Below are 13,376 nucleotides of genomic sequence, written 5' to 3' on the forward strand. Positions count from 1 at the left end.
TGATCGTATTCGGGCGAGCGAAAGTCAAGGCGGGGAGACGGCATTTCGATGGTGCGCTGCGGCGGCGTGCGTGCGGGAAGTGCGGGAAGTGCGGGAAGGGGCGCGAACAGGCGGCCAGCCGGGAACGGGCGTCAGCGCCCTTCGCGCGTGAGCGCGACGAGTTCGTCGAGCAGTTTGCCGGCCGGCCCCGGCAGGATCCCGTGGCGGCGTCGGAACGCGGTGAGCGTGCGCACCGCGACGACCTCCCGCACCGGCAGCGTGTCGATCGTACCGGCCGCCTGCTCGGCGCCGTACATCGGCTCGGCCATCCAGCTCAGGAAACCGGCATGCGCGACGAGGCTCTTCAGCGTCGTGACCGAGCGCGTTTCGACCGCGATGTCGGGCAGTGGGAGCCCGTGTGCGTCGAAGGTCGCGCGCATATGGTCGAACGGCGCGGTGCCGCGCGGCGGAATCGCCCAGCGCGCGTGCAGCGTATCGGCGAGCGTCGGCGCGCGGCCGAGCGCGCGCAGCGGATGGTGCGGCGCCGCAACGATATGGCTGCGATCTTCCCAGCGGCACTCGGGAATCGCGACGATCTCGTCGGTGTCGGGCCCGTGCGCGGACAGCGCGAGATCGATCTCGTGCTTGTTCAGCCCGTCGGCGAGCCGGTCCCACACGCCTTCGAGGATCTCGACGCGCAGGTTCGGCCAGCGGTCGAGCACGCGGCCGACCGCGACCGGCAGCACGAGGCTCGCGATGCTGCCCACCGCGCCGACCTTGATCGTGCCCTTCGCGAATCCGCGCATCGCGTCGAGTTCCTCGCGTGCGTGCTCGGCCTCGTGCTGCAGCAGCGTCGCGTGCGGCAGCAGCGCGTCGCCGAACGCGGTGAGCTGCACGCCCTTCGAATGGCGCTCGAACAGCGGCGCGCCGACCTGGTCCTCGAGCCGCTTCAGGATCCGGCTCAGTGCCGGCTGCGTCACATGCAGCGCGTCGGCCGCGCGGCCGAGGCTGCCGCACGCGACGATCGTCGTGAAGGCGCGCAATTGTCGGAGATCGAAAGTCATGTTGGAACGTAATGGCTTTTTGCAGAAAATACAGTATCCGAGAATGGCTTGCGCTTCGATACTGTGGAAACCGCCAAGCCATCGAGGAGACGCCCGAGCATGTCCGGCCATCAGCCCCCATTCGCCGCATCGATCACCGTTCGCGATGCGGTCATCGACCTGCTTCGCCAGTTCGGCATCGACCGCGTGTTCGGCAATCCCGGCTCGACCGAGCTGCCGACGTTCCGCGACTTCCCCGCCGATTTCCGCTATGTGCTCGGCCTGCACGAGGCCGTCGTGGTCGGGATGGCCGACGGCCATGCGCAGGCCACCGGCAATGCGGCGGTCGTCAACCTGCATTCGGCGGCGGGCGTCGGCAATGCGATGGGCAATCTCTTTACCGCGTTCAGGAACCGCACGCCGCTGGTCGTCACCGCGGGCCAGCAGGCGCGCGCGATCTTGCCGTTCGATCCGTTCCTCGGTTCGACACAGGCCGCCGAGCTGCCGAAGCCGTACGTGAAATGGAGCATCGAACCCGCACGCGCGCAGGACGTGCCGGCCGCGATCGCGCGTGCGTACCGCATCGCGATGCAGGAGCCGCGCGGTCCCGTGTTCGTGTCGATCCCGGTCGACGACTGGGACCAGCCGGCCGAACTGCTGCCGCGGCGCGACGTCAGCAGCGTCGTGCGGCCCGATCCCGATGCGCTCGCGCGGCTCGGCGACGCGCTCGACGCCGCGCGGCGCCCCGCGTTCGTGGTCGGCGCGGCCGTCGATCGCGCCGGTGCGTGGGACGACGTCGTGCGGCTCGCGGAGCGGCACCGTGCGCGCGTGTACGTCGCGCCGATGTCGGGGCGCTGCAGCTTCCCCGAGGACCATCCGCTGTTCGCCGGCTTCCTTCCCGCGATCCGCGAGACGATCGTCGCGCGGCTCGACGGGCACGATCTCGTGTTCGCGTTCGGCGCGCCTGCATTTACCTACCACATCGAAGGCTTCGGCCCGCACGTGCCGCCGGGTGCGACGCTCGTGCAGCTCGTCGACGATCCGGGCGTCGCCGCGTGGACGCCGGAGGGCGATGCGGTCGTCGGCAACCTGCGGCTCGCGGCGCGCGACCTGCTGGCGCGGCCGGCGCCGCCCGAGCGGCCGATGCCCGCGCCGCGGCCGCCGCGCGCACGCGTCGACGCACCGGCCGCCGGCGAGCGCATGTCGGCCGCGTTCGCGCTGCAGACGCTCGCCGACGTGCGTGACGCGCAGGACATCGTCGTCGAGGAAGCGCCGAGCGCGCGGCCCGTGATGCAGGAACACCTGCCGTTCACGCGCAGCGGCACGTTCTACACGATGGACAGCGGCGGGCTCGGCTACGGGATGCCGGCGGCCGTCGGCGTCGCACTCGCGCAGCCGGGCCGGCGCGTGATCGCGCTGATCGGCGACGGGTCGAGCCTGTATTCGATCCAGGCACTGTGGAGCGCAGCGCAGCTGAAGCTGCCGATCACGTTCGTGATCCTGAACAACCGGCGCTACGCAGCACTGCAGGATTTCGCGCCGGTGTTCGGCTTCGGCCCCGGCGATCCCGTGCAGGGCACCGATCTGCCCGACCTGGATTTCGTCGCGCTCGCCGAAGGGATGGGCTGCCGCGGCGTGCGCGTCGCCGATGCAGCGCGCCTGCGCGACACGCTGACCGACGCGCTGCAGGCCGCGACGCCGGTCGTCGTCGAAGTCGAGATTGCCTGACGCGCAACGCGCGTCTTTCCGGAGACTCCATGCAAACCGTATCGATGCTGATCGGCGGCGAACGCCGCCATTCATCCAGCAGCGCGACCTTCGTGCGCCGCAACCCGCTCGACGGCGAAATCGCGTCCGAGGCGCCCGCGTGCACCGTCGACGATGCGCGTGCGGCGGCCGACGCGGCCGCGCGCGCCTTTCCCGAATGGGCCGCGCTCGGCCCCGGTGCGCGCCGCGCGCTGCTGCTGAAGGCGGCCGCCGCGCTCGAAGCGATGCATGAGCAGTTCGTCACTGCGATGGCGGCGGAGACGGGCGCATCCGCGCTGTGGGCCGGCTTCAACGTGCACCTTGCCGCGAGCGGGCTCGTCGAGGCCGCGTCGCTGACCACGCAGGTCGGCGGCGAACTGATTCCGTCCGACGTGCCCGGTTCGCTCGCGATGGGCGTGCGGCAGCCGGCCGGCGTGGTGCTCGGCATCGCGCCGTGGAACGCGCCGGTGATCCTCGCGACGCGCGCGCTCGCGCTGCCGCTCGCATGCGGCAACACGGTCGTGCTGAAGGGCTCGGAGCTGTGTCCCGCCACGCACGGGCTGATCGTCGAGGCGCTGCAGGAGGCTGGATTGCCGCCGGGCGTCGTCAACTTCGTGACGAATGCGCCCGACGACGCGGGCGCCGTCGTCGACGCATTGATCGCGCATCCGGCCGTGCGCCGCGTGAATTTCACCGGCTCGACGCGCGTCGGCAGGATCGTCGCCGAAGCGTGCGCGCGCCACCTGAAGCCGTCGGTGCTGGAGCTTGGCGGCAAGGCGCCGTTCGTCGTGCTCGACGATGCCGATCTCGACGCGGCGGTCGCGGCGGCCGCGTTCGGCGCGTTCGCGAATTCCGGGCAGATCTGCATGTCGACCGAGCGGATCATCGTCGACGCGTCGATCGCCGATGCGTTCGTCGCGAAGCTCGCCGACAAGGCCGCGTCGCTGCCGCTCGGCGATCCGCGCAACGGCCCCGTCGTGCTCGGCTCGCTGATCGACATGAAGGCCGTCGAGCGCTGCAACGCACTGATCGACGATGCGCTCGCGCACGGCGCGACACTGCTGTGCGGCGGCAAGGCCGACAGCACGCTGTTCCCGGCGACGCTGCTCGATCGCGTGACGCCGGCGATGCGCATCTATGCCGAGGAATCGTTCGGCCCGGTGAAGGGCATCGTGCGCGTCGACGGCGAGGCGGCGGCGATCCGCTGCGCGAACGACAACGCGTTCGGGCTGTCGTCGGCCGTGTTCAGCCGCGACGTCGCGCGCGCGATGCGCGTTGCGGCACGCATCGAATCGGGCATCTGTCACGTGAACGGCCCGACCGTGCACGACGAGGCGCAGATGCCGTTCGGCGGCGTGAAGGACAGCGGCTTCGGCCACTTTGGCGGCAAGGCCGGCATCGCGGCGTTCACGGATCTGCGCTGGATCACCGTGCAGACCGCGCCGCGCCACTATCCGTTCTGACGAGGCCACCGACGATGAGAATCGCAATTCTGGGCGCGGGCGCGATGGGCTCGCTGTTCGGCGGGCTGCTGGCCGAAAGCGACGAGGCCGTCACGCTGATCGACGTGAACGACGCACATCTCGATGCGATCCGCCGCGACGGGCTGCGCATCGACGACGATCGCGGCGAACGCCGCATCCGCGTTTTGCGGGCCGTGCGGCCGGAAGCCGCGAATGCGGACGCGGCCGCATCGCCCGATGCATCGTTCGACCTGCTGATCGTTTTCACGAAATCGCTGCATACGCGCGCCGCGCTCGACGGCGTGCGCGCGCTGCTGACGCCGCGCACGCACGTGCTGACATTGCAGAACGGGCTCGGCAACGTCGAGACGCTGAATGCGTTCGTGCCGCTCGAACGCATCCTGGTTGGCGTGACGACGTGGCCGGCCGATTTCGCGGGGCCCGCGCACGTTCGCTCGCACGGCGCGGGCACGATCCGCATGATGACGGCCGACGGCCACGCACACCCGTTCGCGACCGCCGTGGCCGATGCGCTGTCGCGCGCGGGGCTCGCATGCACGCTCGATGCCGACGTATGGGCCGCGATCTGGGAGAAGGTCGCGTTCAACGCGGCGCTCAACACGCTGTGCGCGGTGACCGGCTGCACGGTCGACCAGCTCGGCAACCATCACGACGGGCCGCGGCTCGCGCTCGCGATCGCGGCCGAGACGGCCGCCGTCGCCCGCGCGAAGGGGATCGCGGTCGACGGCGAACGCGTCGCACGCAACGTCGAACATGCAATCACCGAGCATCGCGGCCATCGCCCGTCGATGCTGCAGGACGTGCTCGCGGGCCGCCGCACGGAAATCGACGCGATCAGCGGCAAGGTCGTCGCGGCCGCGCGCGAAGCGGGCGTGGCGGTGCCGCATACCGAGACGCTGCTCGCGCTCGTCCGGCTGATCGACGCACGGGTGAGCTGAGCATCAGACTGGCGGCGCTGCGTGCGCCGCCCAACGATACGAGCGCGTCGCACGCAGACGATGGCGCCGGATCGAGACGGGTTGGACAAGACACCGGAGCCGGCGCCGACGCGTTGACGCCGGCCGACCGCGCAGTACGAGATCCGGGCACGCGCCGACGCGCCAGCCCGGGCAACTGGAGACGCCATGAAAGCCATCGAATGCCGTTGTCTTGCCGCGCGCCGTTCGCGCGCGTTGCCGCCGACGCGCGGCGCACGGGAGGTCGCATGAGCACGCGCGACGGATTGCCGCCGCCGTCGGTCGACATCGGCACGACGCTCGACGACGGGCCGTTCACGACGATGCAGCGCTGCGTGGTGCTGCTCGCCGCGCTCGCGATCGTGCTCGATGGCTTCGACGGCCAGTTGATCGGTTTCGCGATTCCCGTGCTGATCCGCGAATGGGGCATCACGCGCGGCGCGTTCGCGCCGGCCGTCGCGGCCGGGCTGATCGGGATGGGCATCGGCAGCGCGTGCGCGGGGATCGTCGCGGACCGCTTCGGCCGCCGACAGGCCGTGATCGGCAGCGTGTTCCTGTTCGGCGTCGCGACCTGCGCGATCGGCTTCGCACCCGACGTCGCGGCGATCGCGATGCTGCGCTTCTGCGCGGGGCTCGGGATCGGCGGCGCACTGCCGACGGCCACGACGATGACGGCCGAATACACGCCCGCGCGGCGCCGCACGATGATGGTGACCGCGACGATCGTCTGCGTGCCGCTCGGCGGGATGCTGGCCGGCCTGTTCGCGCACGAGGTGCTGCCGCGCTACGGCTGGCGCGGGCTGTTCTTTGCAGGCGGCGCGCTGCCGCTCGTGCTCGGCTTCGTGCTCGTGCGTGCGCTGCCCGAATCGCCGCGTTATCTCGCGCGGCGCCCCGCGCGCTGGCCGGAGCTCGGCGCGCTGCTCGCGCGGATGCAGCGGCCGGTGGCGCCGGGCACCGTGTTCACCGATACGAAAGACGTGCGCGCGCCCGGCAGCCGCGACGGCTTCGGCGCGCTGTTCGCGAGCGGCCAGGCGCGCGACACGATCGCACTGTGGTGCGCGTTCTTCATGTGTCTGCTTGCTGTCTACGCGGCGTTCAGCTGGCTGCCGACGATGCTGGCCGCGAGCGGGCTCAGCGTATCGGTCGCGGGCGCGGGCCTTACCGCGTACAACCTCGGCGGCGTGATCGGCGCGCTGCTGTGCGCTTGGGCGATCGCGCATGCCGGGTCGCGCTGGCCGCTCGCGCTGTGCAGCATCGGCGGCGCGGTGAGCGCGGTGTGGCTGATGGGTGTCGATGCGAGCCGCCACACGAACTGGCTGATCGTCGGGCTCGGTCTGCACGGGCTGTTCGTCAACGCGGTGCAGTCGACGATGTATGCGCTCTGTGCGTACATCTACCCGACGGCGGTGCGCGCGACGGGCACCGCGAGCGCGCTCGCGTTCGGCCGGCTCGGCGCGATCCTCAGCGCGTTCGCGGGCGCGATCGTGATCACGGCGGGTGGTGCCGGTGCGTACCTGACGATGCTGGCCGCGGCGATGGGCGTCGTGTGCATCGCGCTGCTCGCGGTGCGGCGGCACATTCCGCGACTGTCGCGCGCGCAGTCGCTGCCGCGCGAAGGGGAGGAGCTGGCCCGCACGTCGTCGTGACGTGCGGGCGCATCGCGTGCATCGTGTGCGTTACAGCGTGGTGCGCACGTGCCAGAGCTCGGGGAACAGCACGACGTCGAGCATCTTGCGCAGATACGGCGCGCCGCTGGTGCCGCCCGTGCCCTGCTTGAAGCCGATGATGCGCTCGACGGTCGTCACGTGACGGAAGCGCCACTGGCGGAACGCGTCCTCGAGATCGACCAGTTCCTCGGCCATCTCGTACAGCTCCCAGTGCTGCTGCGGGTGTCGGTACACCTCGAGCCACGCGGCTTCGACCGTCTCGTCGTGCCGCGTCGGCTGCGTCCAGTCGCGCTCGAGCCGCTCCGCTGCGATCGGGAACCCGCGCCGTGCGAGCAGGCGCACGACCTCGTCGTAGAACGACGGCGCGTCGAGCGTCGCGCGCACCTGTTCGAGGATGTCGGGCCGGTGCGCATGCGGCTGCAGCATCTGCACGTTCTTGTTGCCGAGCAGGAATTCGAGCTGGCGATACTGGTAGGACTGGAAGCCCGACGACTGCCCGAGATACGGCCGCATCGCCGAATACTCGGACGGCGTCATCGTCGACAGCACGTTCCACGCCTGCACGAGCTGCTCGAGGATGCGCGACACGCGCGCGAGCATCTTGAATGCGGGCGGCAACGCGTCGGAGCGCACCGCGCCGAGCGCGCCGCGCAGCTCGAACAGCGCGAGCTTCATCCACAGCTCGCTCGTCTGATGCTGGATGATGAACAGCATCTCGTTGTGATCGGGCGACAGCGGGTGCTGCGCGTCGAGGATCGAATTCAGCGACAGGTAGTCGCCGTAGCTCATCGACTTCGAGAAATCGAGCTGCGCGTTGTGCCAGCCGGCTTCACCGGCGGCATCGCCCGGCACGTGCGGCGCTTCGTGTGCCGCTTGCGCGGAATGTGCCGAATGTACCGGTTGCGCGGCGCGTGCGCCCGAGAACGGGCAGCCCGCCGGCGCGTCGTCGCCGGGTGGCTGCATATGACCAGAATTCACGACTTTCTCCAGGATTGAATGACGGGGGCGCGGCGCGCGTTCCACACGTCACTGCGGCGCGCGCCGGGCAAGACCGGTCAGGTCACCGCGCCGCGTTCGGCGAACTCGGGCGCCTTCCACGCGTCGGTGGCCAGGATGTCGCGCAGCGTCTCGACGGCATCCCACACGTCGACGAAGCGCACATAGAGCGGCGTGAAGCCGAAGCGCAGCACGTACGGCTCGCGGTAGTCGCCGATCACGCCGCGCGCGATCAGTGCCTGCATCACTTCGTAGCCGTGCGGATGCTCGAAGCTCGCCTGCGAGCCGCGCTGGTGATGCGAGCGCGGCGTGACGAGCTTCAGCGACAGGCCCGCGCAGCGCGCTTCGACGAGCGCAATGAACGCGTCGGTCAGCGCGAGCGACTTGCGGCGGATCGCCTGCATGTCGGTCTGCAGGAACACGTCGAGCCCGCATTCGACCATCGACATCGACACGATCGGCTGCGTGCCGCACAGGAAGCGCGCGATGCCCGGATCGGGCGCGAAGCCCGGCTGCATCGCGAACGGCGCGCGGTGGCCCCACCAGCCGGACAGCGGCTGCGAGAAATGCGCGTGATGGCGCTGCGGCACCCACACGAACGCGGGCGAACCGGGGCCGCCGTTCAGGTACTTGTACGTGCAGCCGACCGCGCCGTCCGCGCGCGCGCCGTTCAGGTCGACCGGCACCGCGCCGGCCGAGTGCGCGAGATCCCACAGCATCAGCGCGCCTGCGTCGTGCACGAGCTGCGTGACGGCCGGCATGTCGTGCATGTAGCCGGTGCGGTAGTTCACGTGCGTGATCATCGCGACGGCCGTGTCCGCGCCGAGCGCGTCGGGCAGGTCGGCCGGATCGTCGATCAGGCGCAGCTCGTAGCCGCCGCCGAGCTGCTCGATCAGCCCCTGCGCGATATACAGGTCGGTCGGGAAGTTCGAACGCTCCGACACGATCACGCGGCGCTCGGGCGCGCGCTCGGCCTGGTGGCGCAGCATCGCCGACAGCAGCTTGAACAGGTTGATCGAGATCGTGTCGGTCACGACCGTTTCACCGGATGCACCGCCGATCAGCGTCGCGAGCTTGTCGCCGAGACGGCGCGGCAGCGCGAACCAGCCGGCCGTGTTCCAGCTGCGGATCAACCCTTCGCCCCATTCGGCGCTAATCACCTGCTGCGCGCGGGCGACCGACGCACGCGGCTGCGCGCCGAGCGAGTTGCCGTCGAGGTAGATCACGCCGTCGGGCAGCGCGAACTGGTCGCGCAGCGGGGCGAGCGGGTCGTCGCGGTCGAGGGCGAGCGCGTCTTCACGGGTCTTGATCATGATGTGGGGTCGTAGGTCGGGGTAATCAGGAAGCACGCGCGGGCAGCGCGCGCAGCACCGCGCGCACGGGGCTTGCGTCGAGCGTCGCGAACTTCAGCGGCAGTGCGATCAGTTCGTAGTCGCCGGGCGGCACGTCGTCGAGCACGATGCCTTCGAGGATCGCCATCCGGTGCGCACGCACGCGGTGATGCGCGTCCATCGTCTTCGATTCCTGCGGGTCGAGCGACGGCGTGTCGATGCCGATCAGCTTCACGCCATGCGCGGCGAGCAGGTCGATCGCTTCGGGCGCGACTGCGCAGAAGCCGGGGTCCCATTGCGCGACCGGCGCTTGCGCACAGGTGCGCAGCAGCACGCGCGGCGGCACGCCGTCGAGCGCGGCCGCGATATCGGCCGGCTGCACGACGGGCGATGCGCCGATGCAATGGATCACGCGGCACGGGCCGAGATAGGTGTCGAGCGGCACGGCGCCGATCGGCGCGCCGTCGGCGTCGTAGTGCAGCGGCGCGTCGCAGTGCGCGCCCGTATGCGGCGACAGCGTCAGGCGCGCGACGTTGACCGGCGAGCCGGCCTCCATCCGCCACACGCGTTCGACGGAAACCGGCGTATCACCCGGCCATACGGGAGTGGCGGGGCTGACAGGCGGCGAGATGTCCCAGAGTGTGTCCATGGCACGACGAAGCGGTGAGTCGATGCTTCGAATGATAGGTGGACGCTCGCAGAAAGTGCTTGCGAAATAAACATGGACAATCCGCCGGATTGGCAGATAATTCGACTGAGAGGGAAAACGGGGACCAAAAATGCACGCGATCACGCTCGATGCCACCGACTGCCGGATTCTGGCGGTATTGCAGGAGGAGGGCAGAATCAGCAATCTCGACCTGGCGGAGCGGATTTCGCTTTCGCCGTCCGCCTGCCTGCGCCGCATGCGCCTGCTCGAGGAGCAGGGCGTGATCGAGCACTATCGCGCGTGCCTGAGCCGCGAGAAGCTCGGCTTCGAGCTCGAGGCGTTCGTGCAGGTATCGATGCGCAACGAAGAGAATCAATGGCACGAGCGCTTCGCGGAAGCGCTGCGCGAATGGCCCGAGGTGGTCGGCGCGTTCGTCGTGACGGGCGAGAGCCACTATCTGCTGCGCGTGCTCGCGCACAACCTCAAGCACTATTCGGATTTCGTGCTGAACCGGCTCTACAAGGCGCCCGGCGTGATGGACATCCGTTCGAACATCGTGCTGCAGACGTTGAAGGACGAAGCCGGCGCGCCGGTCGGGCTGGCGCGCACGGGCGCGATCAAAGCGGTGTAAGGCCGTGGAAGCCGCCGCCGTGGAACACGAGCGGCGGTGTCTCGTCCGAAGCGGCGCGCACGCCGCAGCGTTCCACTTCGCCGACGAAGATCACGTGGTCGCCTTCGTCGTAGCGGCTGCGGTTATGGCATTCGAACCACGCGAGCGCGCCGTCGAGCACGGGCATCCCCGAGTTGCCGGCCACATGCGCGATTCCTTCGAAGCGGTCGCCCTTGTAGGTCGAGAAGCGCTTGCACAGGTCGAGTTGCGACGCCGCAAGCACGTTCACCACGTAATGACTGTTGCCGCGAAACACGGGCGTCGACGCCGATTTGTGCGCGAGGCTCCACAGCACGAGCGGCGGATCGAGCGATACCGAGTTGAACGAGCTGGCGGTGATGCCGATCAGTTGCCCGGACGGTGCGCGCGTCGTGATCACCGTCACGCCCGTCGCGAACTGGCCGAGTGCCTGGCGGAAGGCGGCCGCATCGAAATCCGGCGGGTTGGCGCGGCTCATCGGGCGGCCATCCGGAACGAAACGGGCGGGCGCGGCGCGACGCGGGTGCGACGGGCGCGGCGGACGAAAGGCGACAAGGCGGTCGATTGGGAAGTGGTGCGCATGGCCCGATTTTAGCGGAATCGGGGCCGCCGGACCCGGCCGGACGGCACATCGCGGGGGTAGCGTGACGTAACGAACACTGCAACGCGCTGCCGGGTTCACGATGGCGCGCGGTCGGCATGGCCGTTCTGTCGCGTTTTTGTGCGGTGCCGCCGGCCTGTCCACCTGCCGATCCGCCATGCGCGCCATCGACGCCCGCGCTATTGCGTCGCCGCCAGCCCGAGCGACAGCGCACCCGTCACGATCAGGCTCGATGCCCACACCGCATCGAGATTGAACCAGCTCCGCGACACGAACTTCAGCCCGAGATAGCGGTACACGAGCCACGCGAGCCCGCCGCCGGCGGCGATCATCGCGGCCGCATGCACGGCCGCGACGACGAGCGCCATCCCGAGATGCGCATCGACGAGCGTGGCCGCCGCGCGGTGGCCGGCATCCATGTCGAGACCGCAAAGCCCGAGGTAGATCGGCACCAGCATCAGCCCCGCGCCGTGCGCGATCGCGACCGCGAACGACCACAGGCCGAGCCGCGCCGGCGGGATCCGCGCGAGCGCACGCGGATGCCGGCGCCGGATCAGCAGCACGGCGCCGAAGCCGATCACGAGCGCGCTCGCGCCGATCCGGATCGCCGACTGCCACGCGAGCAGCGCCGCGAGCAGCCCGAACGGCAGCATCACCGCGAATACCGCGAGCGCATGGCCGAGCGCGAGATAGCCGAGCGCCGCGACGAGCGCGCCGCCGCGGCGCGTCATCAGCGCGTTCGACACCGCGAGCGGCCAGCCCATCGCGGGATTGAGCCCGTGATACACGCCGCTCGCGAGCACGGCCGCCCACAGCGCGAACTGCGCGTGAAGTCCGGTGTTCAACGCTTGACCGACGGGTAGCAGAACGAGTCGGTCGAGCAGTCGCCGCCTTCGAGCCGGATCTGGTGCGCGCGATAGCCGTCGGGGAACTCGACCCAGTAATCATCGGCGAGCGTCAGCCCGCCGTCCGGCCCCGCATGTGCGAGCACCTGCGCGGCGGGCACGCCGTCCGGATAGAACTGGTCGTCCCATGTCGAATAAAGCGAGTTGGTCCAGTACACGCGCCGGCCGTCGCGGCTGATCTCGACCATCTGCGGGCCGCCCGCGAACGCGCGGCCGTTCGTGTGCGGCGCGCGGCGCACGATGCCGCCGATCCGCACCGACCCCGCGAGCACCGGGTTATGCGGATCCGACACGTCGTACTGGCGCATCTCGCCGGTGCCCCAGCACGACACGTAGAGGAAGCGATCGTCGAGCGACAGGTCGATGTCGGTCACGAGCGGCGGCACCGCGCCGAACGCTTTCAGCAGCGGCGGCAACTCGTCGGCCGCGGCCGGCTCGGCCGGGATCGTCGCGGTCTTCTTCACATGGAACTTGCCGTCCTCGCGCCACCAGGTCCAGATCGAGCCTTCGAGGTTCGTCGTATCGACCACCACGCCGACGAATCCGTATTCGCGCACCGGGTCGTGCGCGGGCCGCACTTCGAGCGCCATCTGGTGCTGCGCGCCGAGATCGATCGTCTGCACGTTGCGCCGCGCGCGCAGGTCCCAGAAATGCAGCCGGTGCCCGTATTTGTTCGCGAGCAGGTCCTCGGGCACGATGCCGTTCTCGAATTGCGGCGGCAGCGCCCATTCGCTCGACACCATGTAGTCGCGCGGCAGGTTCCACCAGAAATCGTAGTGCTTGTCCTGCGGGCCGCGATCGATCTCCCAGCGGCCGAGCACGTCGAAGGTTTCGCAATCCATGATGAAGATGCCTGGCGCGCCGTCGGTGCCGTCCTTGCCCGCGCCGCCGAGCGTGCTCACGTAGATGCCCTCGGGGCCGCAGTGAACGGTGTGCGGCCGCGAATAACCGGTCTTCGCGAAGATCTCCTCGGGCTCGATGATCTTGTGGATCCGTGCCTGCGTCGGATGCGGCTTCGTGTCGATCACGTAGATGCGCGACGAGCGCAGGCCGGGGATGATCAGGAAGCGGCGTTCGAGGAACGCATGGCCGGTCAGCGGCGACAGCGCCGACGAGCACGCATTCCAGCCGAAGTGGTGAAACTCGTCGCCGGTGTTCGGCATCGTCACCGTGTGCACGATCTTTCCGTAGGTCGGCGAGCCGGGCTTCACGTCGATCACGGCGAGCGCGTCGGGTCTGGAAAAATCGGGGCTCAGCAACAACGTATAGGCAAACTCTTCCGCCGGCGCCTGCATCGCAAGCTCGGGCGAAGCGTGAAACGTCGGGTCAGGCCGCATGCTCATGGTGATGCCCTCTCTGTGGTATCGGAC

Annotated in this window: 12 protein-coding genes; 5 read left to right on the top strand and 7 right to left on the bottom strand. The window is 69.7% G+C overall.

Annotated elements, in window-relative coordinates; all coding sequences use genetic code 11:
• Positions 1 to 131: 131 nt before the first annotated feature.
• Entirely contained in the window at positions 132 to 1,043 is a 912-nt protein-coding gene (locus KVT39_RS19345; RefSeq protein WP_217590004.1) for a LysR family transcriptional regulator, read from the bottom strand.
• A 99-nt stretch (positions 1,044 to 1,142) separates the two neighbouring features.
• On the opposite strand from KVT39_RS19345, the gene mdlC reads away from it, so the two are divergent.
• From mdlC to KVT39_RS19365, 4 genes are all read left to right on the top strand, one after another.
• The gene (mdlC, locus tag KVT39_RS19350) at positions 1,143 to 2,750 is read left to right on the top strand and encodes a benzoylformate decarboxylase (protein ID WP_217590005.1); all 1,608 of its coding nucleotides are present in this window, start codon (positions 1,143 to 1,145) and stop codon (positions 2,748 to 2,750) included.
• 29 nt (positions 2,751 to 2,779) lie between these two features.
• Positions 2,780 to 4,231: an aldehyde dehydrogenase gene (locus KVT39_RS19355; protein ID WP_217590006.1), complete on the top strand. Its 1,452-nt coding sequence runs from the start codon at positions 2,780 to 2,782 to the stop codon at positions 4,229 to 4,231.
• Between the two features lie 14 nt (positions 4,232 to 4,245).
• Positions 4,246 to 5,190, top strand: coding sequence for a ketopantoate reductase family protein (locus KVT39_RS19360; protein ID WP_217590007.1), 945 nt, complete (start codon positions 4,246 to 4,248; stop codon positions 5,188 to 5,190).
• Between the two features lie 266 nt (positions 5,191 to 5,456).
• Positions 5,457 to 6,854: an MFS transporter gene (locus tag KVT39_RS19365; RefSeq protein WP_217590008.1), complete on the top strand. Its 1,398-nt coding sequence runs from the start codon at positions 5,457 to 5,459 to the stop codon at positions 6,852 to 6,854.
• A gap of 30 nt (positions 6,855 to 6,884) precedes the next feature.
• On the opposite strand, the gene kynA is transcribed toward KVT39_RS19365, so the two are convergent.
• The 3 genes from kynA to kynB form a co-directional block, all read right to left on the bottom strand.
• Complete coding sequence (gene kynA / locus KVT39_RS19370) at positions 6,885 to 7,838, bottom strand: tryptophan 2,3-dioxygenase (RefSeq protein ID WP_217590075.1); 954 nt, start codon at positions 7,836 to 7,838, stop codon at positions 6,885 to 6,887.
• 92 nt (positions 7,839 to 7,930) lie between these two features.
• A complete protein-coding gene (gene kynU / locus KVT39_RS19375; RefSeq protein WP_217590074.1) occupies positions 7,931 to 9,181 on the bottom strand; it encodes a kynureninase in 1,251 nt (416 codons plus the stop codon).
• A 28-nt stretch (positions 9,182 to 9,209) separates the two neighbouring features.
• On the bottom strand, positions 9,210 to 9,851 hold the full coding sequence (gene kynB, locus KVT39_RS19380) for an arylformamidase (protein WP_034178872.1): 642 nt from the start codon (positions 9,849 to 9,851) through the stop codon (positions 9,210 to 9,212).
• A gap of 130 nt (positions 9,852 to 9,981) precedes the next feature.
• Here kynB and KVT39_RS19385 point away from each other — a divergent pair, with 130 nt between their 5' ends.
• Entirely contained in the window at positions 9,982 to 10,482 is a 501-nt protein-coding gene (locus KVT39_RS19385; protein WP_006477992.1) for an Lrp/AsnC family transcriptional regulator, read from the top strand.
• Here the strand turns inward: KVT39_RS19385 and KVT39_RS19390 are convergent.
• From KVT39_RS19390 to KVT39_RS19400, 3 genes are all read right to left on the bottom strand, one after another.
• On the bottom strand, positions 10,469 to 10,978 hold the full coding sequence (locus tag KVT39_RS19390; RefSeq protein ID WP_034178871.1) for a flavin reductase family protein: 510 nt from the start codon (positions 10,976 to 10,978) through the stop codon (positions 10,469 to 10,471). The two genes, KVT39_RS19385 and KVT39_RS19390, sit on opposite strands and share 14 nt — an antisense overlap.
• A 302-nt stretch (positions 10,979 to 11,280) precedes the next feature.
• A complete protein-coding gene (locus KVT39_RS19395) occupies positions 11,281 to 11,946 on the bottom strand; it encodes a hypothetical protein (RefSeq protein ID WP_175961924.1) in 666 nt (221 codons plus the stop codon).
• Positions 11,943 to 13,349, bottom strand: coding sequence for a selenium-binding protein SBP56-related protein (locus KVT39_RS19400; RefSeq protein ID WP_105390059.1), 1,407 nt, complete (start codon positions 13,347 to 13,349; stop codon positions 11,943 to 11,945). Before KVT39_RS19400 ends, KVT39_RS19395 begins: the two co-directional genes overlap by 4 nt.
• Positions 13,350 to 13,376: the final 27 nt, after the last annotated feature.

The sequence above is a fragment of the Burkholderia sp. GbtcB21 genome (genome assembly GCF_019091065.1).
Classification (GTDB): domain Bacteria; phylum Pseudomonadota; class Gammaproteobacteria; order Burkholderiales; family Burkholderiaceae; genus Burkholderia; species Burkholderia pyrrocinia_C.

Coding starts and splice junctions, on each gene's coding strand:
- KVT39_RS19360 (WP_217590007.1), top strand. CDS start 4,246: ATGAGAATCGCAATTCTGGGCGCGGGCGCGATGGGCTCGCTGTTCGGC.
- mdlC (WP_217590005.1), top strand. CDS start 1,143: ATGTCCGGCCATCAGCCCCCATTCGCCGCATCGATCACCGTTCGCGAT.
- KVT39_RS19385 (WP_006477992.1), top strand. CDS start 9,982: ATGCACGCGATCACGCTCGATGCCACCGACTGCCGGATTCTGGCGGTA.
- KVT39_RS19355 (WP_217590006.1), top strand. CDS start 2,780: ATGCAAACCGTATCGATGCTGATCGGCGGCGAACGCCGCCATTCATCC.
- KVT39_RS19390 (WP_034178871.1), bottom strand. CDS start 10,978: ATGAGCCGCGCCAACCCGCCGGATTTCGATGCGGCCGCCTTCCGCCAG.
- kynA (WP_217590075.1), bottom strand. CDS start 7,838: ATGCAGCCACCCGGCGACGACGCGCCGGCGGGCTGCCCGTTCTCGGGC.
- KVT39_RS19365 (WP_217590008.1), top strand. CDS start 5,457: ATGAGCACGCGCGACGGATTGCCGCCGCCGTCGGTCGACATCGGCACG.
- KVT39_RS19400 (WP_105390059.1), bottom strand. CDS start 13,349: ATGAGCATGCGGCCTGACCCGACGTTTCACGCTTCGCCCGAGCTTGCG.
- KVT39_RS19345 (WP_217590004.1), bottom strand. CDS start 1,043: ATGACTTTCGATCTCCGACAATTGCGCGCCTTCACGACGATCGTCGCG.
- kynB (WP_034178872.1), bottom strand. CDS start 9,851: ATGGACACACTCTGGGACATCTCGCCGCCTGTCAGCCCCGCCACTCCC.